This window comes from Micromonospora sp. DT44, assembly GCF_049841635.1.
Classification (GTDB): domain Bacteria; phylum Actinomycetota; class Actinomycetes; order Mycobacteriales; family Micromonosporaceae; genus Micromonospora.
On sequence record NZ_JBNCKS010000018.1, the window covers coordinates 88,522 to 105,060 of the forward strand.

At 72.3% G+C, this 16,539-nt stretch carries 14 protein-coding genes; 10 read left to right on the forward strand and 4 right to left on the reverse strand.

Annotated elements, in window-relative coordinates:
- The first annotated feature begins 26 nt into the window (after positions 1-26).
- The 7 genes from ACLQ25_RS13165 to ACLQ25_RS13195 all read left to right on the forward strand — a co-directional run bounded on the left by ACLQ25_RS13165 (position 27) and on the right by ACLQ25_RS13195 (position 6,861).
- A complete protein-coding gene (locus ACLQ25_RS13165; RefSeq protein ID WP_425731161.1) occupies positions 27-1,391 on the forward strand; it encodes a GH1 family beta-glucosidase in 1,365 nt (454 codons plus the stop codon).
- Between the two features lie 147 nt (positions 1,392-1,538).
- Positions 1,539-2,090 (forward strand): 2Fe-2S iron-sulfur cluster-binding protein, encoded by a 552-nt coding sequence (locus ACLQ25_RS13170; protein ID WP_425731162.1) that lies wholly within the window; start codon positions 1,539-1,541, stop codon positions 2,088-2,090.
- Positions 2,087-3,070, forward strand: coding sequence for an FAD binding domain-containing protein (locus ACLQ25_RS13175; protein WP_425731163.1), 984 nt, complete (start codon positions 2,087-2,089; stop codon positions 3,068-3,070). Before ACLQ25_RS13170 ends, ACLQ25_RS13175 begins: the two co-directional genes overlap by 4 nt.
- Positions 3,067-5,157, forward strand: a complete 2,091-nt coding sequence (locus tag ACLQ25_RS13180; protein WP_425731164.1) for a xanthine dehydrogenase family protein molybdopterin-binding subunit — start codon at positions 3,067-3,069, stop codon at positions 5,155-5,157. Before ACLQ25_RS13175 ends, ACLQ25_RS13180 begins: the two co-directional genes overlap by 4 nt.
- Positions 5,158-5,185: 28 nt before the next feature.
- On the forward strand, positions 5,186-5,551 hold the full coding sequence (locus tag ACLQ25_RS13185; RefSeq protein ID WP_425731165.1) for an ArsR/SmtB family transcription factor: 366 nt from the start codon (positions 5,186-5,188) through the stop codon (positions 5,549-5,551).
- Positions 5,551-6,189, forward strand: coding sequence for an SRPBCC family protein (locus tag ACLQ25_RS13190; RefSeq protein ID WP_425731166.1), 639 nt, complete (start codon positions 5,551-5,553; stop codon positions 6,187-6,189). The genes ACLQ25_RS13185 and ACLQ25_RS13190 overlap by 1 nt, the downstream gene beginning before the upstream one ends.
- 156 nt (positions 6,190-6,345) lie before the next feature.
- Positions 6,346-6,861: an NUDIX domain-containing protein gene (locus ACLQ25_RS13195; RefSeq protein ID WP_425731167.1), complete on the forward strand. Its 516-nt coding sequence runs from the start codon at positions 6,346-6,348 to the stop codon at positions 6,859-6,861.
- Positions 6,862-7,207: 346 nt separating this feature from the next.
- On the opposite strand, the gene ACLQ25_RS13200 is transcribed toward ACLQ25_RS13195, so the two are convergent.
- The 3 genes from ACLQ25_RS13200 to ACLQ25_RS13210 form a co-directional block, all read right to left on the reverse strand.
- Positions 7,208-9,151: an ABC transporter ATP-binding protein gene (locus ACLQ25_RS13200; protein WP_425731177.1), complete on the reverse strand. Its 1,944-nt coding sequence runs from the start codon at positions 9,149-9,151 to the stop codon at positions 7,208-7,210.
- Between the two features lie 93 nt (positions 9,152-9,244).
- The gene (locus ACLQ25_RS13205; RefSeq protein ID WP_425731168.1) at positions 9,245-10,684 is read right to left on the reverse strand and encodes an ATP-binding protein; all 1,440 of its coding nucleotides are present in this window, start codon (positions 10,682-10,684) and stop codon (positions 9,245-9,247) included.
- Positions 10,681-12,339 carry an FAD-dependent oxidoreductase gene (locus tag ACLQ25_RS13210; RefSeq protein ID WP_425731169.1) on the reverse strand — a complete coding sequence of 553 codons (1,659 nt, stop codon included), beginning with the start codon at positions 12,337-12,339 and terminating at the stop codon, positions 10,681-10,683. Before ACLQ25_RS13210 ends, ACLQ25_RS13205 begins: the two co-directional genes overlap by 4 nt.
- Before the next feature lie 149 nt (positions 12,340-12,488).
- On the opposite strand from ACLQ25_RS13210, the gene ACLQ25_RS13215 reads away from it, so the two are divergent.
- Both ACLQ25_RS13215 and smpB read left to right on the forward strand, forming a co-directional pair.
- A complete protein-coding gene (locus ACLQ25_RS13215) occupies positions 12,489-14,738 on the forward strand; it encodes a hypothetical protein (RefSeq protein WP_425731170.1) in 2,250 nt (749 codons plus the stop codon).
- Positions 14,739-14,766: 28 nt separating this feature from the next.
- Positions 14,767-15,261: an SsrA-binding protein SmpB gene (gene smpB, locus ACLQ25_RS13220; protein ID WP_425731171.1), complete on the forward strand. Its 495-nt coding sequence runs from the start codon at positions 14,767-14,769 to the stop codon at positions 15,259-15,261.
- Position 15,262: 1 nt separating this feature from the next.
- Here the strand turns inward: smpB and ACLQ25_RS13225 are convergent, their stop codons facing one another.
- Positions 15,263-16,129, reverse strand: coding sequence for an aldo/keto reductase family oxidoreductase (locus ACLQ25_RS13225; protein WP_425731172.1), 867 nt, complete (start codon positions 16,127-16,129; stop codon positions 15,263-15,265).
- A 142-nt stretch (positions 16,130-16,271) separates the two neighbouring features.
- On the opposite strand from ACLQ25_RS13225, the gene ACLQ25_RS13230 reads away from it, so the two are divergent.
- A complete protein-coding gene (locus ACLQ25_RS13230; RefSeq protein ID WP_425731173.1) occupies positions 16,272-16,499 on the forward strand; it encodes a hypothetical protein in 228 nt (75 codons plus the stop codon).
- The last annotated feature ends 40 nt before the right edge of the window (positions 16,500-16,539 follow it).

A 16,539-nucleotide genomic window follows, 5' to 3' on the forward strand; every position in this document is an offset into this window, starting at 1 on the left:
ACCCCAACCCAGAGGAGAGCCTTCCCGTGCCGGACCTGTCCAAGCTGCCACCCGACTTTCTCTGGGGCGTCGCCACGGCGGCGTACCAGATCGAGGGGGCCGTCGACGTCGATGGCCGGGAGCCGTCCATCTGGGACACCTTCTCGGCGACCCCGGGCAACGTCGACAACGGCGACACCGGGGCGGTGGCCTGCGACCACTACCACCGGTGGCCGGAGGACGTGGGGCTGCTGCGGCAGCTCGGCGTGGACGCGTACCGGTTCTCGGTGGCCTGGCCCCGGGTGATGCCCGCGGGTGTGGGCCGGGTCAACGCCGCCGGGCTGGACTTCTACGACCGGCTCGTCGACACGCTGCTCGCCGACGGGATCCGACCGTTCGTCACGCTCTACCACTGGGATCTGCCGCAGGCCCTGCAGGACGCCGGCGGTTGGCCGGAGCGCGCCACGGCCGAGGCGTTCGCCGACTACGCGGCGGTCGTGGCCGGTCGCCTGGGCGACCGGGTGGCCGACTGGTGCACGGTCAACGAGCCGCTCTGCGTGTGCTGGATCGGGCATCTGGACGGGAACATGGCCCCCGGCGAGCGGGACCTGACCCGCGCGGTGCGCGCCTCGCACCACGTGCTGCTCGGGCACGGCCTCGCCACCCAGGCGATCCGGGCGAACGCAGCCCGGCCCGCCTCGGTGGGCCTGGTCGTGAACCTCAGCCCGATCGAGCCGGCGACCGACCGACCCGAGGACGTCGCGGCGGCGCGGCGGGCCGACGGGCACGTCAACCGCTGGTGGCTGGACCCGGTCCACGGGCGGGGCTACCCCGCCGACATGGTCGAGACGTACGGGGTCGAGCCGCCGGTACGCGGTGACGACCTCGCGGTGATCGCGACGCCCACCGACTTCCTCGGGGTGAACTACTACTTCCGGCAGTTGGTGGTCGACGACCCGACCGGCCCGGCGCCGTACGTGAAGCAGGTGCCGGTACCCGGCTCGGTGGAGACCGCGATGGGCTGGGAGATGTACCCGGCGGGCCTGGAGCGGCTGCTCGTCGACGTGCACGAGCAGTACGGACCGGCCCGGATCATCGTCACCGAGAGCGGCTCGGCGTGGCACGACGAGATCACCCCCGAGGGCACGGTGGAGGACAAGGAGCGCACCGACCACCTGGAGCAGCACCTGGCGGCGTGCGCGTCGGCGGTGGCCCGGGGCGTGCCGCTGGACGGCTACTTCGTGTGGTCGCTGCTGGACAACTTCGAGTGGGCGTACGGCTACGACAAGCGTTTCGGGCTGGTACACGTCGACTACACCAACCAGCGGCGGACGGTGAAGGCGAGCGGCCTGCGCTATGCGGAGCTGATCCGCGCGCACCGGAACATCGCGCGGGCCACTCCGGTGGCCTGAGACGACAGGCGGGGCGGACGGCCGCCCGGGTTGCGCTGCGGCGCGTACCCGGGCGGCCCTCGCCGTTGGTGGGCGGACGCACGGGTCGACGAAGGGGCCTTCGCGTTATCCGCCCTGATTTGTCCCTCGCGCGGCTAGTCTGGGGCGATGTCCGCCGGAGCAGAGAGTCAGACGGTCGTCGACGCGCAGCACGCGTCACGGGTGGCGTTCGACGTCAACGGCGCCCCGCGCGAGGTGACGCTGGACAACCGCACCACCCTGCTCGACACGCTGCGCGAGCATCTCGGCCTCACCGGGGCCAAGAAGGGCTGCGACCACGGCCAGTGCGGCTCCTGCACGGTGCTGCTCGACGGCCGCCGGGTGAAGAGTTGCCTGCTCCTCGCGGTCACCCTGGACGGCCGCTCGGTGGTCACCGTGGAGGGGTTGGCCGACGGGGAGGAACTGTCGCCGTTGCAGGCCGCCTTCATCGCGCACGACGCCTTCCAGTGCGGCTACTGCACCCCCGGGCAGCTCTGCTCGGCGCGCGCAATGCTCGACGAGGTCGAACAGGGCTGGCCCAGCGCGGTCACCGAGGACATCACCGCCGCGCCCGACCTCACCGACGCCGAGATCCGCGAGCGGATGGCCGGCAACCTGTGCCGCTGCGCCGCGTACCCGCACATCGTGGCGGCCGTCCGCGAGACGGCGGCGGCGCGATGAGGCCGTTCCGCTACCACCGGCCCACCGACGTGGCCGACGCCGTCGCCGTGCTGGCCGCCGAGCCGCAGGCGGCGTACCTCGCCGGCGGCACCAACCTGGTGGACCTCATGAAACTCGGGGTACAGCGCCCCGACGTGCTGGTGGACGTGAACCGGCTGCCCCTGGACGCCGTCGAGGAGCTGCCCGACGGCGGACTGCGGATCGGCGCGACGGTGCGCAACAGCGACCTGGCCGCGCACCCGGCGGTCCGCCGCGACTACCCGGTGCTGACCCGCGCCCTGCTCGCCGCCGCCTCCGGGCAACTGCGCAACATGGCCACCACGGGCGGCAACCTGTTGCAGCGCACCCGCTGCCCGTACTTCCAGGACACCGGCAAGGCGTGCAACAAACGCGACCCGGGCAGCGGATGCGCCGCCCTGCACGGCGAGAACCGCGACCTCGCGGTGCTGGACTGGTCCGAGCAGTGCGTGGCCACCCACCCGTCGGACCTGGCCGTCGCACTCGCCGCGCTGGACGCCGTGGTGGAGGTGCAGGACACCGACGGCGTCCGGGACGTCCCCATGGTCGACCTGCACCGCTCGCCCGGTAATCATCCGGAACGGGAGACCACCCTGGCCCGCGGCGCGCTGATCACGGCCGTACGGCTGCCGGCGCTGCCGGCCGCGCGTCGCTCGACGTACCTCAAGGCGCGCGACCGGGCGTCGTTCGCCTTCGCGGCCGGCTCGGTGGCCGCGGTGCTGGACCTCGACGGCGACGTCGTCCGCGACGTGCGGCTGGCCTACGGGGCGTTGGCCCACCGGCCGTGGCGCGCGTACCGGGCCGAACAGGAGCTGCGCGGCCACCCGTTCAGCCCCGAACTGGCGGCGCGCGCCGCCGACGCGGAGCTGGCCGAGGCCCGCCCGCTGAGCGACAACGGCTTCAAGCTGCCCCTGACCCGGTCCATCACCGTACGGGTGCTCAGCGAACTGGCGGCGTCGTGACCACCGGGGCGATCGGTCAGGCGCACCCCCGGCTGGAGGGCCGGGAGAAGGTCACCGGCGCGGCACGGTACGCGGTGGAGTACCCGGTCGACGGAGTCACCTACGGCTGGGTGGTGCCCGCGACCGTGGTGCGCGGTCGGATCACCCGGATCGACACCACCGAGGCGCTGGCCTCGCCCGGCGTGCTGGCCGTCGTGCACCACGGCAACGCGCCCCGGCTGGCGACCAGCCCGGAACCGGATCTGTGGCTGCTTCAGGACCCGGCCGTGCACTACCGGGGGCAGTACGTCGCGGTCGCGGTGGCCACGAGCCTGGAGGCCGCTCGCGAGGGCGCCCGGCTGGTGCGCGTCGAGTACGACGCGGGCCCACACAGCACGGTGCTCACCGACGACCACCCCGGTCTGTACAAACCGGACGAGGTCAATCCCCACTACCCGACCGACACGGCCGAGGGGGACTTCGACGCGGGGTACGCGGCCGCACCGGTCCGGGTGGACGCCACCTACCGGACCCCGGCCTACCACAACAACCCGATGGAGCCGCACGCCACCACGGCGCAGTGGACCGACGGGCGGCTGCTCGTGCACGACTCCAACCAGGGCGCGTCATCGGTGCGGGCCACCCTCAGCGAGCTGTTCGACCTGCCCCGCGAGTCGGTCCGGGTGATCGCCGAGCACGTCGGCGGGGGCTTCGGCAGCAAGGGGTACGCCAAGGCCGCCGTGGTGTTGACCGCCCTGGCCGCCCGACACGTGGACCGGCCGGTGAAACTGGCGCTGACCCGCCAGCAGATCTTCGGGCCGATCGGCTACCGCACGCCCACCATCCAGCGGGTCCGCCTCGCCGCCGACACGGATGGGCGACTCACCGCGATCAGCCACGACGCGATCAGCCAGACCTCGATGATCCGCGAGTTCGCCGAGCAGACCGCCGTCTACACCCGCAGCATGTACGCCGCACCCCACCGCCGTACGACACATCGGCTGACCCGCCTCGACGTGCCCACCCCGTTCTGGATGCGGGCGCCGGGCGAGTGCCCCGGCGCGTACGCGCTGGAGTCGGCGATGGACGAGTTGGCCGTGGCCGTCGGCATCGACCCGGTGGAGCTGCGTATCCGCAACGACACCGCCATCGACCCCGACCAGGGAGAACCGTTCACGAGTCGCAACCTGGTGGCGTGCCTGCGCGAGGGCGCGCGGCGGTTCGGCTGGGCCGACCGGAATCCGATGCCCCGGTCCCGGCGCGAGGGACGCTTCCTGGTCGGCTCCGGCGTGGCCGGCTCGGCCTACCCGACACGGTCCCGCCCGTCCTCGGCGCGGGTCACCGCCCGTCCGGACGGCGGCTTCCTGGTCCAGATCAACGCCACCGACATCGGCACCGGGGCGCGTACGGCGCTCTGGCTGGTCGCCGCCGACGCCCTGGGGGTGCCCCCCGAACGGATCGAGATCAGGATCGGTGACAGCGACCTGCCCACGGCCTCGCTGGCCGGTGGCTCGATGGGCACCTCCAGTTGGAGCTGGGCGGTGATCCGGGCGTGTGCGGCGCTGCGCGCCAAGCTGCCCGACGGCACACCGCCGACCGCCGAGGTGAGCGCCGAGGCGGACACCACCGACGAGATCGGCGAGCAGGCCGCGCTCCCCCGGTACGCGTACGGGGCGCAGTTCGTCGAGGTCCGGGTGGACACCACCACCGGCGAGATCCGGCTCAACCGGATGCTCGGCGTGTTCGCGGCCGGCCGGATCGTCAACCCGACGACGGCGCGCAGCCAACTCATCGGAGGCATGACGATGGGCCTGTCGATGGCGCTGCACGAAGGGGGCCTGCTCGACGAGCGGTACGGCGACTGGGTCAACCACGACCTGGCCACCTACCACATCACGGCCTGCCCGGACGTGGAGTCGATCGAGGCGTACTGGGTGGACGAACACGACGACGAGCTGAACCCCGCCGGGGTGAAGGGCATCGGGGAGATCGGGATCGTGGGCGCGGCGGCGGCGGTCGCCAACGCGGTGTACCACGCCACCGGCGTGCGCATCCGTGACCTGCCGATCCAGCTCGACAAGCTCGTCGGAGTATCAGATCTGGCTTAAATAAGCCAGGAGTGATACAACTGTCGCCGTGCACGCCTTCGACGTGCTGGGCGATCCGGTCCGGCGCCGCATCCTGGAACTGCTCGCCGACGGCGAGCAGAGCGCCGGCGCGGTGAGCGCGGTCATCCGCGACGAGTTCGGCATCTCCCAGCCCGCCGTGTCCCAGCACCTCAAGGTGTTGCGGGACAACGGCTTCGCCACCGTGCGTCCGGACGGCGCCCGGCGGCTCTACGCGGTCGACCCGGGCCCGTTGCGCGAGGTGGACGGCTGGCTGGAGCACTTCCGCCGCTTCTGGGCGCCACCCCTGGCGGCGCTCGCCACCGAGCTGGCCCGGGGCCGACGCGAGCGGCGCCTACGCGGGCCCGCCGACCCACCCGACGAGAGGAACACCTGATGTTCGACGCCACCGAGCAGATCAACGCCGTCCAGCGACAGGTCGGCAGCCGCACGCTGGCCGCCGGCGAGGCCCGGGTGACCACGATCAGCCAGACCTACCAGGCGACGGCCGAGGACCTGTGGGACGCCTGCACCAACGCCGAGCGCATCCCCCGCTGGTTCCTGCCGATCAGCGGCGACCTGCGGCTGCACGGCACGTACCAGCTCGAGGGCAACGCGCACGGCACCGTCGAGACCTGCGAGCCCCCGCACCGCTTCACCGCCACCTGGGAGATGGGCGGCGAGGTGAGCTGGATCGAGGTGCGGGTCACGCCGGTGGGCGACGATCAGGCCCGCCTGGACCTGGACCACATCGCGCACGTCGACCAGGACCGGTGGGCCCAGTTCGGACCGGGGGCCGTCGGTGTCGGCTGGGACCTGGGCCTGCTCGGCCTCGCCACGCACCTCTCCGGCGGCGTCGGCGTGCGGCCGGAGGACAGCGCCGAGTGGGTCGCCTCCGCCGAGGGGCGACGGGCCATGGAACTGAGCAGCCACCTGTGGGGCGAGGCGAGCATCGCCGCCGGCACCGACCCCGACGAGGCCAAGGCCGCCGCCGAACGCACCACCGCCTTCTACACCGGCACGCCGGCCGCCTAGGCCGTATGTCAAGGCCCTCGATCGAGCCGAGGCGGAGATGGGCTCGGATACCGGTGTTGTATCCGAGCCCATCTCCAACTCGTCTGGGCCCGCCGGAGGCCGGCTCGGGACTTCGACACACGCCCGCAGCGCAGCCGGCGGGTAACGTGCTGCGGCATGACCGGTACGCCGTACTCGCACTGCTCCTACTGCGGCGCCGCCTACCCGGCGGCGGCCGGCTGGCCGCGAGTCTGCGCGGCCTGCGGCGAGACCGTCTGGCGTAATCCGCTGCCCGTCGCGGTGGCGGTGCTCCCGGTCCGCACGGCCGCGGGCCTCGGCGTGGTGGTCGTCCGCCGGGCCATCGAGCCGGCCCGCGGGCTGCTCGCGCTGCCCGGCGGTTTCATCGAGTACGGCGAAGAGTGGTCCGACGCGCTGGTGCGTGAGCTGTGGGAGGAGACCGGGCTCGTCGCGGACGCCGCCGACGCCCGGCTCCTCGCTGTACGGGGCGCACCGCAGGGGGGCACCATGATGATCTTCGGGATGCTGCCGGAGCGGGCCGCCGAGGATCTGCCGCCGTCGCGCCCCACCGAGGAGGCGACCGAGTGGTTGGTCCTCACCGACCCGATCCAGTTGGCGTTCTCCACCCACACCCGCGTCCTGGCCGACGTCCTCACCGCGCCCCACCAACCCTGACCACGGCCCCCGAGGGCCGGCCCTCGCCGCCTGATCGACTCCAGACCGTCGAGGGGTATCCCACCGCCGCGATACCCCACATCGGCGACCTGAAGTAGATCACCGCACCCAAGCGCGATGATCCACTCGGGTTCGGTGATATCGGGCCGTCCTCGGCGGCGAGACACCCCGGATTCCCTGAACCCGAGTGGATCAAGCCGAGGACAGGCTCACCCCGCCCCGCCCCGGCCAGGCGGCGATCTTGCACTTACTGCGGCGACATAGGGCGCATTCCCAGCGAATTCGACAACCGAAAGTGCAAGATCGCGGAGGGCCGGAGCGGGAGCGCGGGGCGCGAGGGCGGGGATCAGGGGCGGTGGGCTTCGCTGGCGTGGGCGCGGTAGCCGCTGGCCTGTAGCTCGAACAGCTCGCGGTAGAGGCCCCCGGCCGCCATCAACTCGTCGTGGTTGCCCTGCTGTACGAGACGACCCTGGTCCATGACGAAGATCCGGTCGGCGTGCCGGACGTTTGCCAGCCGGTGGGTGATCAGGACGACCGCCCGGTCGGGCCGGCGACGCAGGTGCTGGAACAGGGCGTGTTCGGCGCGGGCGTCCAGAGCCGCCGACGGCTCGTCGCAGATCAGCAGGGCGGCGTCCCGGTAGAGGCCGCGCGCGGCGACCAGCCGCTGCCACTGTCCGCCGGACAGCTCGTGGCCGTTCTTGAACTCCCGGTCGAGCAGGGTGTCGTAGCCGTGCGGCAGGCCCACGATCATGTCGTGGGCGGCGGCCGCGTCGGCGGCCTCCTGCACGCTGGGGCCGGGCCGGTCGGGCGTACGGTCGTGCCGGCCCACCCTGATGTTCTGACCAGCCGTGAACGGGAACTTCCAGTACTCCTGCGTCATCACCGCGACCTGCGCGCCGAGCGCGCGCGGATCCAGCTCGGTGGCGTCGACGCCGTCCCAACGGATCGTGCCGCCGGTCGGCTGGTAGAGCCCGGCGATCAGCTTGGCGAGGGTGGTCTTGCCGGAGCCGTTCTCACCGACCAGCGCCACCACCTCGCCGCGCCGGATCGTCAGACTGACCCGGTCCACGGCGGGCGCGTCGGTGTCGGGGTAGCGCAGGCTCACCTCGTGCAGGTCGATCGCCTCGACGCCGTCGGCCGTCCGGCTGCCGCCGACGGGCACCCGGCCCTGCGCCCGGGTGAGGAAGTCCCGGTAGTCCTGGTAGTAGAGGGCGTCCTCGTACAGCGAGTTGGTGGCGACGACCGCGACGCCCAGGCTGGTCCGCGCGGACTGGAGGGCGAGCAGGGCGGTGGCCGCGGCGGCGAGGGCGACCATGCCGGCGAGCAGCAGGCCGCCGAGCACCGCGTACACGCCGAACGTGGCCAGGCCCGCCACGGTGGCGCCGGCCACGCGGGTGCCGGTCTGCGAGCGGACCAGCCGCAGTTGGGCGCGGGTCTCGACGGCCATCACACCCCGGTACTCGGCGAGCAGGAACTCGCGCATCTGATAGGCGCGCACCTCGGCGGCGGTGTGCCGGTTGGCCATCAGGTGGGCGAGCATCCACATTCGCCGCCGACGGGTGATCCGGGCCAGCATCGCCAGGTACTCCCGGCGGGCCATCCGCACGGCCGTGACCGCCTGGGGCACCGCGGCGAGCAGCAGGCACGGCAGCAGCAGCGGCTGGATGACGGTCACCGCGACGGCGGTGGCGAGCATCCCGACGACCCCGGTGACCAGGTTGACGGTGTGGTCGACGATCCAGGCCGCCTCGCCCATCCCCCGATCGCGGACGCGGTCCATCTCCTCGGCGAACCCGGCGTCGTCGAACGCGGCCAGGTCGACCGCCGTGGTGGCCTCGAACAGCCGCAGCTCAACCTGGTAGTTGATCTGTGGGGTGAGCCGGGCCTGGGCCCACCCGGCGGCGATCGTCAGGCCGCCGCGCGCCGAGATCGCCGTCGCGGCCACGATCAGCGCCGGCAGGGCGGCGCGCACCCGGTCCGGGGTGGGACCGGCGGCGAAGAGTTCCCGCAGTACGCCGGTCGTGGCGAGCAGGCCGAAGGTGGTCATCACCCCGGCGGCGACGTTCAAGCCGATGGAGGCGAGTGTGTCCGTGCGGTTGGTGGCCCAGGCCAGGGCCACCGCCTCACGGACCAGCCTCGGCAGCCGGCGGGCCACCGCCCAGAAGCTGGTGTGCGCGAAGGTGTGCGCGTGGTGCATCCAGACGGCGTCCTCCAGCTCCGGCAGCACCGAGCTGTCGTCGGGGGGATCGATCGGCTGGTCATCGTGGGTCGCGGTACGGGGGCGGGCCATCGAGTCCACGGAAGCTCCTCGGGGGGCGGGAAGCACGGACGCCGCCCGAGACTACTGCCCGCAACCGCTCGATGTCTCTAGGTAGTCGGCGTGTCAGGGCAACGCAGCCACGTCCTCGGTGATCGGCAGCAGGACCCGGAAGGTGGTGTGCCCCGGCTCGGTCTCCACCCGGATGTCGCCGTGGTGCTTGTTGACCACGATCCGGTACGAGATGTCCAGTCCAAGTCCGGTGCCCGCCCCGACCGGCTTCGTGGTGAAGAACGGCTCGAAGATGCGCGGGCGCACCTCCGGCGGAATACCGGGACCGGTGTCGGTGATCTCCACCGCCAACAGGTCGCCGACCCGTCCGGTGCGGACGGTCAGCACGCCCTTCTCCCCCATCGCGCCCAGCGCGTTGTCGACGAGGTTGGTCCACACCTGGTTCAGCTCCGCCGCGTACGCCGGGATCGGCGGCAGGCTCCGGTCGTACTCGCGGACGAGCTTGACCTCGGCCGGGATCTTGCCCTTGAACATGACGAGCGTCGCGTCCAGCAGGTCGTGCACGTCCACGACCCGGTGCGGCGCGCGATCGAGCTGGGAGTACTGCTTGGCCGCGCCCACCAGACCCGAGATCCGGGTCACCGCGTCGCCGATCTCGCGCATCAACAGTTCGGTGTCGACCGTGTACGACAGCCACCGCGCCGCGGCCTCCAGGTCCGCCGGCCCGACGGCCGCCTTCACCTGGGCGAGCCACGCCGCGTCCAGACCACCGGCGACCAGGATGGGCGCCAGGTCCCACGCGCCACCCACACCGTGGTCCTCCAGCCAGTCGGTGAGGATGTCCTCGGCGTCGGCGGTGGCGACCGGGGTCAGCTTCGGCGCGGTCGCCACCCGGGCCACCGCCTCCTCCTGCAACGCGACCAGCCCGTGCAGCGCCCGCCCGTCGAGCCGCCCGTCGGCGATCATCGCGAGCTTGTGCCGCATCCCGGCGACCCGGTCCCGCAACACCGACGTGGCCCGCACCGCCGCGGCGGCCGGATTGTTCAGCTCGTGGGTCAGCCCCGCCGAGAGCGAGCCGAGCGCCAGCAGCCGCTCCCGCTCGCCCACGATGGTCTGGCTGTCCCGCATGCCGAAGAACAGCCCCTCCAACAGGTGCATCGGCATCGGGAACCAGGACCGCAGGGCGTGCGCGAAGTCCTCCGCCGGCAGCACGAAGAAGTCGGCGTCGACGAGCGCCCGCAGGCTGTTGCGGTACGTCTGCTCGACCTGGTCGCCCAGGTACGCCTGGGTGGCCCCGCCGTACACGCCGCGCTGGTCGGTGCGGCTGACCTCGACGTCATCGCCACGGACCTGCCGGCTCAGCGCCACCGAGCCGCGCAGCAGCACGAAGAAGCAGGTGGCGGCCTCGCCCTCGCCGTACACGAGGGTGCCGCCGGCGCGCTGCTCCACGCGGCCGTGCTCGCTCAGCCAGTCGAGCTGCGCGTCGTCGAGGGCCTCGAACAGGAACAGCTCACGTAGCTCTGCCGGGGTCAGCCGATCGGACTGGCTGGTCATTGGGCCTCCAGGTAGCGGTGCACGAGCGACACGGCCATCGCGCCCTCGCCGACTGCCGAGGCGACGCGCTTGACCGACTCGGCGCGGACGTCACCGGCGGCGAAGACCCCCGGCAGGCTGGTCTCCAGGTGGTAGGGGTCGCGGGACAACGACCAACCGGCCGGGCGTCGCCCACCGGCCAGCAGATCCGGGCCGGTGACGATGAAGCCGCGACCGTCCCGCACGAGCACACCGTCCAGCCAGTCGGTGCGGGGTTCGGCGCCGATGAAGATGAACAGCCAGGAGGTGTCGACCGTGCGACTCTCCCCGGTGCGGGTGTCGCAGAGGGTGAGCCGTTCCAGGTGGTCGTCGCCGGCCGCGCCGACCACCGCGGTGTGCGGGTGCACGGTGATCCGGTCGATGCGCGCCAACTGGTCGATGAGGTAGCTCGACATCGACGCCGTCAGGTCCGCGCCGCGGATGAGCAGGTGGACGCGCGCGGCGTACCGGGAGAAGTGCACCGCCGCCTGGCCGGCCGAGTTGGCCCCGCCCACGATGTAGACGTCCTGGTCGACACAGCTCGGCGCCTCGGTGGCGGCCGCGCCGTAGAACACCCCCCGACCGGTGAAGTCGGCCAGTCCGGGGGCGTCGAGCACCCGGTACGACACGCCCGTCGCCAGCACCACCGTGTGCGCGGCGATCTCGCTGCCGTCGCCGAAGCGCAGCAGCCGCGCGCCGCCGGCCTCGCTCAGGCCGACCACCTCGCGGGCGCTGAGCAGCTCCGCGCCGAACTTCACCGCCTGCCGGCGGGCCCGGTCGGTCAACTGCGCGCCGGAGACGCCGTCCGGGAAGCCCAGGTAGTTCTCGATCCGGCTGCTCTGCCCGGCCTGCCCGCCGGTCGCCCGCCGCTCGACGAGCACGGTCCGCAGCCCCTCGGACGCGCCGTACACGGCCGAGCCCAGGCCCGCCGGGCCGCCGCCGATCACCACGAGGTCGTAGAAGTCGGACGCGGGCACCACGGTCAGCCCGGCCAACGCGGCCAGCTCGGCCTCGCTGGGGGACACCAGCGCCTTGCCCTCGGCGGTCACCACCAGGGGTACGTCCGCCTCGGTGGCCCCGGCCGCGTCGAGCAGCCGGGCGCCCTCCGGGTCGTCCGAGAGCAACCAGCGGTACGGCACCAGGTTGCGGGCCAGGAAGTCACGGATCTTGAACGACGGCGCCGACCAGCGGTGCCCGACCACGCGGATCTCGGCGCTCGTGGCGTCCGGGGTCACCGACCAGGCCTCCAGGAGCCCGTCGACGACCGGGTACAGCTTCTCCTCCGGCGGGTGCCACGGCTTGAGCAGGTAGTGGTCCAGGTCCACCACGTTGATCGCCTCGATCGCCGCGTCGGTGTCCGCGTACGCGGTGAGCAGCACCCGGCGGGCCGCCGGGAAGATGTCCATGGCGGCCTCGAGGAACTCGACGCCGGTCATCTCCGGCATCCGGTGGTCGGCCAGCAGCAGCGCCACCTGCTCACCGCGTAACTTGACCTCCCGCAGCGCGTCCAGCGCCTCCGGCCCGGAGGCGGCGCGCAGCACCCGGTAGCGGTCGCCGTAGCGGCGCCGGATGTCCCGGGCCACCGCCCGGGACACCGCGGGATCGTCGTCGACGGTCAGGATCACCGGGTTTGCCATGGCGCCAATAGAACCACCTCCCGAGGTCGAATCGCACCACCGCGTGGGCAGCGACGCGAGGCGTGACACCGCCCGGGACGGGTAAGCCGCACCGCCGCGGGCGGCCGGCACCGCCGACCCACCCGCTGTCGCACACCTGCGGAGGGCCCATGGCGGACGCGTCGCCGACCGAACCGACGACGGGTCGGATCGTGCAGCTGCGCGTGCACGGCGTCTCCGGTGCGAGCGCCGACCAGGTGCTCAACCGGCCGCACGTCCTCCAGGTCGCCGGAGACCGCAGCGGTGGGTTCTACCGACCCCGCCCGGGCTACCCGGACTCGACGGGCACCGACGGGATGACGCTGGAGGCGTACCGCTGGAGTGACCTGCCGTCCGGCACGGCCGTACGGACGCTGTCACTGGTGTTCCTGCTGCCCTTCATGCTCTGCAACGTGGCGATGTGGATGCGCCCGCCGAGCCGGCCGGCGAAGCACGCCATCATCGCGTTGGGTCGGGTGCTCGCCCTCACCCTCACGATGCTCTACGTGCTGTCCATCGTCGGGGTGGCGGTGGACCTCATCGCCTGGCGGTGCATGGGCACGCCGAGCTGCGTGGAGGGACGCAACTGGCTGTCCTGGCTCGGCGGGCGTTCGCCCGGCGTACGCCTCGGTGTGTCGGCCCTCGTGCCGGTCGCCGCCATCGGGATCGTGTGGTGGCTGGCCGCGCGGCCGAGCCACTCGTTCGACGCCTTCCGCACCGGCGCGGTCCAGGAGACCTCCTATCAGCAGTTGAGCGCGGTCGGCCAGTGGGACGGCAGCCCGGTGGTGGGGCGGTTGCGTTCGGTGCACGTAGCGGCCGCGTTCGCCACCCTGGACGGCAGCCTGCTGGCCGCCTGGGACAGCGAGAACTCGTCGTGGGTACGGGCGGCGCTTGCCGTGGCGACGGGTGGGGTGCTGCTCGCCTGCCTGGTCCTGCTGACCTGGGTACGGGGTATGGACCGGACCAGACCCGTGCCCGGGTTGGAGGGCGTCACGCGTGGCCTCCGCACGATCGCCTGCGGCCTGACGGTTCTGGTGATCGCGTACACCCTGGCCAGCGGCGAGCCCTGGCCGCACAGCGAGATGCTGCCCGGGTACAGCGCCACCGTGGCCTGGTTGTTCGTCAGCCAGACCTTCCTGCTGGTCATCCTCGTGACGATGGTGCTCATGGCGCGCGGCGGCGGGAGGCGTGCCGACGGGCAACGCCTCCCGCGGCTGCGCGCGCTCGGCGCGCCGGTCTTCGTCACCGTCGCCGCCGGACTCGCGGTCGCGTTCTCCGCCGAGCTGGTCTACCGGGTGGCGGACGTGTTGGACCGCGACGGGCAGCACACGAGCCGGTTCGCGTTCGCCCCGCCGCTGGCGTACAAATGGGCGATCTTCGGGTTTTTCCTGGCGGTGACGGCGGCGGTGCTGGTGGGCGTGCTGGTCACGGTCACGACCCGTGCCATCCGGTGGCGGGCCGCGCGGGCGATCGTGGCCGCGGACTTCCCGGACGCGCCGCCGGAGGCGGCGACGCGGCTGCGTCGGGTCGAGCAGGCGGTCGCCCGGGCCCGGTTCACCGAACGGGTGGAACCCCTCGCCGTGGTCTACGCCGGGTTCGCCGCGGTCGGGCTGGCCACCAGCGTGCTCGGCCTGTTGCAGCTCTATCCCGGCGACCTGTTCGAGGAGTACCTCGGTGTGCCCGACAGCTTCGTCAACTTCCTCATCGGGGCGGGCAACTACGCGATCGCCGCGATCCTGATCGGGCTCGTGATCGGCGGCATCTTCGCGTACCGGACGGCCGGGTTCCGCCGGTACGTGGGCGTCCTGTGGGATCTGGGCACCTTCTGGCCCCGGGGGGCGCACCCCTTCGCGCCGCCCTGCTACGCCGAACGGGCGGTGCCGGAGCTGACCAAGCGGATCACCTATCTCGTGGACCAGGGCGAGGTGGTGCTGCTGGCGGGACACAGTCAGGGTTCGGTGCTGCTCGCGGCCACGCTGCTCCAACTGCCCCGGCAGGTCACCGACCGGGTCGCGCTGCTGACCTACGGGTCGCCGCTCTGCCGGCTGTACTCGCGGCTGTTCCCCGCGTACGTCGACACGTCGACGCTGCGCGAGATCGGCGAGCGTATCGACTGGCGCTGGGTGAACCTGTGGCGCGACACCGACCCGATCGGTGGATGGATCTTCGCCCCGCACCGCCCCGGGGACGACACGACGCCGGCCGGGCCGGAGGCCGCGGTGGACCGCCGGTTGACCGACCCGCAGGGGCTGGTGCCCCCACCCAGCGACAGCGTGCCGCCGCCCATCCTCGGGCACCTGCCGTGCGAGTCGCAGGAGGAGTTCACGCAGGCGGTACGCGACCTGACCGCGCGGCTGCGCGCCGAGCGCCGGACGCGATAGTGCGGCGGCGGCCGGATATCGTCGCCGGGTGAGCCCGTCCCGCAAGCCCGAACGCCGACTCATCGCCTCGAACAAGAAGGCGCGACACGAGTACACCGTGCTGCGCACGTACGAGGCGGGCATCGTGCTGGTCGGCACCGAGGTGAAGTCGCTGCGCGAGGGGCGGGCATCGCTCGTGGACGCGTTCGCGCACGAGCGCGACGGCGAGATCATGCTGTACGGGCTGCACATCGCCGAGTACCGCTACGGCACGTGGACCAACCACGCGCCCCGCCGTAACCGCAAGCTGCTGCTGCACCGCTCCGAGATCGGCAAGATCCTCCAGGAGGTCCGCGAGGGCGGGGTGACCCTGGTGCCGCTGTCGATGTACTTCGACAACGGGTGGGCCAAGGTCGAACTGGCCCTGGCCAAGGGCAAGCGCACGTACGACAAGCGGCAGTCCCTCGCCGAGCGCGACGCCAACCGTGAGATCGCCCGGGAGTTGGGCAGACACCTCAAGGGTCATCCCCGCCGCAACTCCTGAGTCAGGGGCCGATCGTGTCCAGCTCGACGAGGTCGTCGTCGGACAGGACGAGTGCCGCGCCCGTGATGTTCTCGCGCAGGTGTGCCACGGACGACGTGCCGGGGATCAGCAGGATGTTCGGCGACCGCCGCAGCAGCCAGGCGAGGGCGACGGACATCGGCGTCGCCTCCAGCCGCGTGGCGACGGCCGAGAGGACGGCGGACTGCAACGGGCTGAAGCCGCCCAACGGAAAGAACGGCACGTAGGCGACGCCCTGGTCGGCGAGCGTGTCGATCATCTTGTCGTCCTGGCGGTGCGCGAGGTTGTACATGTTCTGCACGCACACGATCGGCGCGATCGACTGCGCCTCGGTGACCTGCTCCGGGGTCGCGTTGCTCACCCCGAGGTGCCGGATCAGGCCCTGCCGCTGGAGGTCCACGAGCGCGTCGAGCGCCTCCGCCACCGGCCCGGGTTGGGGCCCCTCGGCGTTGCCGAGCCGCAGGTTCACCAGGTCGAGCACGTCGAGGCCGAGCGTCTGGAGGTTCTCGTGGACAGCCCGACGCAGGCTCTGCGGGTCGCGGGCAGTGGGCCATCCGCCCTGTTCGTCGCGGATCGCGCCGACCTTGGTCACGATGTGCAGCGACTCGGGGTACGGGTGCAGCGCCTCCCGGATCAGCTCGTTGGTGACGTGCGGCCCGTACGCCTCGGCGGTGTCGATGTGGGTGACCCCGAGTGCGACGGCCTCGCGAAGGACGGCGAGTGCGCCGTCCCGGTCGGCCGGCGGTCCCATGACCCAGGGGCCGGCGAGCTGCATGGCGCCGTAGCCGAACCGGGTGACGTCCCGGTCGCCCAGCCTCCAGGTGCCGCCGGGAAGAGAGTGGGAAGCCATCTTCGCTACCTCTGACTTTCGCATCGCACCGCGCGTGGCGCCGGTGCCTCACTGTTACCGGAACCAACTATCAGGGGGTAACTTCCTAACGGAAAGTAGGCACCTGAAAGTGCGTAGCTCACCCTCATGAAGGAGCAGGGCGATGGCGACGGCGACAGCGGCCCAGAAGAGGGCGCAGGCCAAGTCGGAATACGACGCGTTCCTGGCACAGTGTCCGAGCCGCAAGCTGCTCGACCGGATCGCGGACAAGTGGGTCACTCTGGTGCTGGCCGCCCTCCGTGGCGCAGGCTCGCCGCAGTCCGGTGCCGACTGCGACGGCGAACCCCGGCCGATCCCTCTTGGTCAGGATGGCGTGAGGCACCCCGTGTGAGTGGGGTGGTGACCTGCTGAGGGCGGGGATCGGAGATCCT

Excerpts from the sequence above, each read along its gene's own strand:
- ACLQ25_RS13170 (WP_425731162.1), top strand. The coding sequence starts at position 1,539 with ATGTCCGCCGGAGCAGAGAGTCAGACGGTCGTCGACGCGCAGCACGCG.
- ACLQ25_RS13175 (WP_425731163.1), top strand. The coding sequence starts at position 2,087 with ATGAGGCCGTTCCGCTACCACCGGCCCACCGACGTGGCCGACGCCGTC.
- ACLQ25_RS13215 (WP_425731170.1), top strand. The coding sequence starts at position 12,489 with ATGGCGGACGCGTCGCCGACCGAACCGACGACGGGTCGGATCGTGCAG.
- ACLQ25_RS13190 (WP_425731166.1), top strand. The coding sequence starts at position 5,551 with ATGTTCGACGCCACCGAGCAGATCAACGCCGTCCAGCGACAGGTCGGC.
- ACLQ25_RS13230 (WP_425731173.1), top strand. The coding sequence starts at position 16,272 with ATGGCGACGGCGACAGCGGCCCAGAAGAGGGCGCAGGCCAAGTCGGAA.
- ACLQ25_RS13200 (WP_425731177.1), bottom strand. The coding sequence starts at position 9,151 with ATGGCCCGCCCCCGTACCGCGACCCACGATGACCAGCCGATCGATCCC.
- ACLQ25_RS13210 (WP_425731169.1), bottom strand. The coding sequence starts at position 12,339 with ATGGCAAACCCGGTGATCCTGACCGTCGACGACGATCCCGCGGTGTCC.
- ACLQ25_RS13225 (WP_425731172.1), bottom strand. The coding sequence starts at position 16,129 with ATGGCTTCCCACTCTCTTCCCGGCGGCACCTGGAGGCTGGGCGACCGG.
- ACLQ25_RS13195 (WP_425731167.1), top strand. The coding sequence starts at position 6,346 with ATGACCGGTACGCCGTACTCGCACTGCTCCTACTGCGGCGCCGCCTAC.
- ACLQ25_RS13205 (WP_425731168.1), bottom strand. The coding sequence starts at position 10,684 with ATGACCAGCCAGTCCGATCGGCTGACCCCGGCAGAGCTACGTGAGCTG.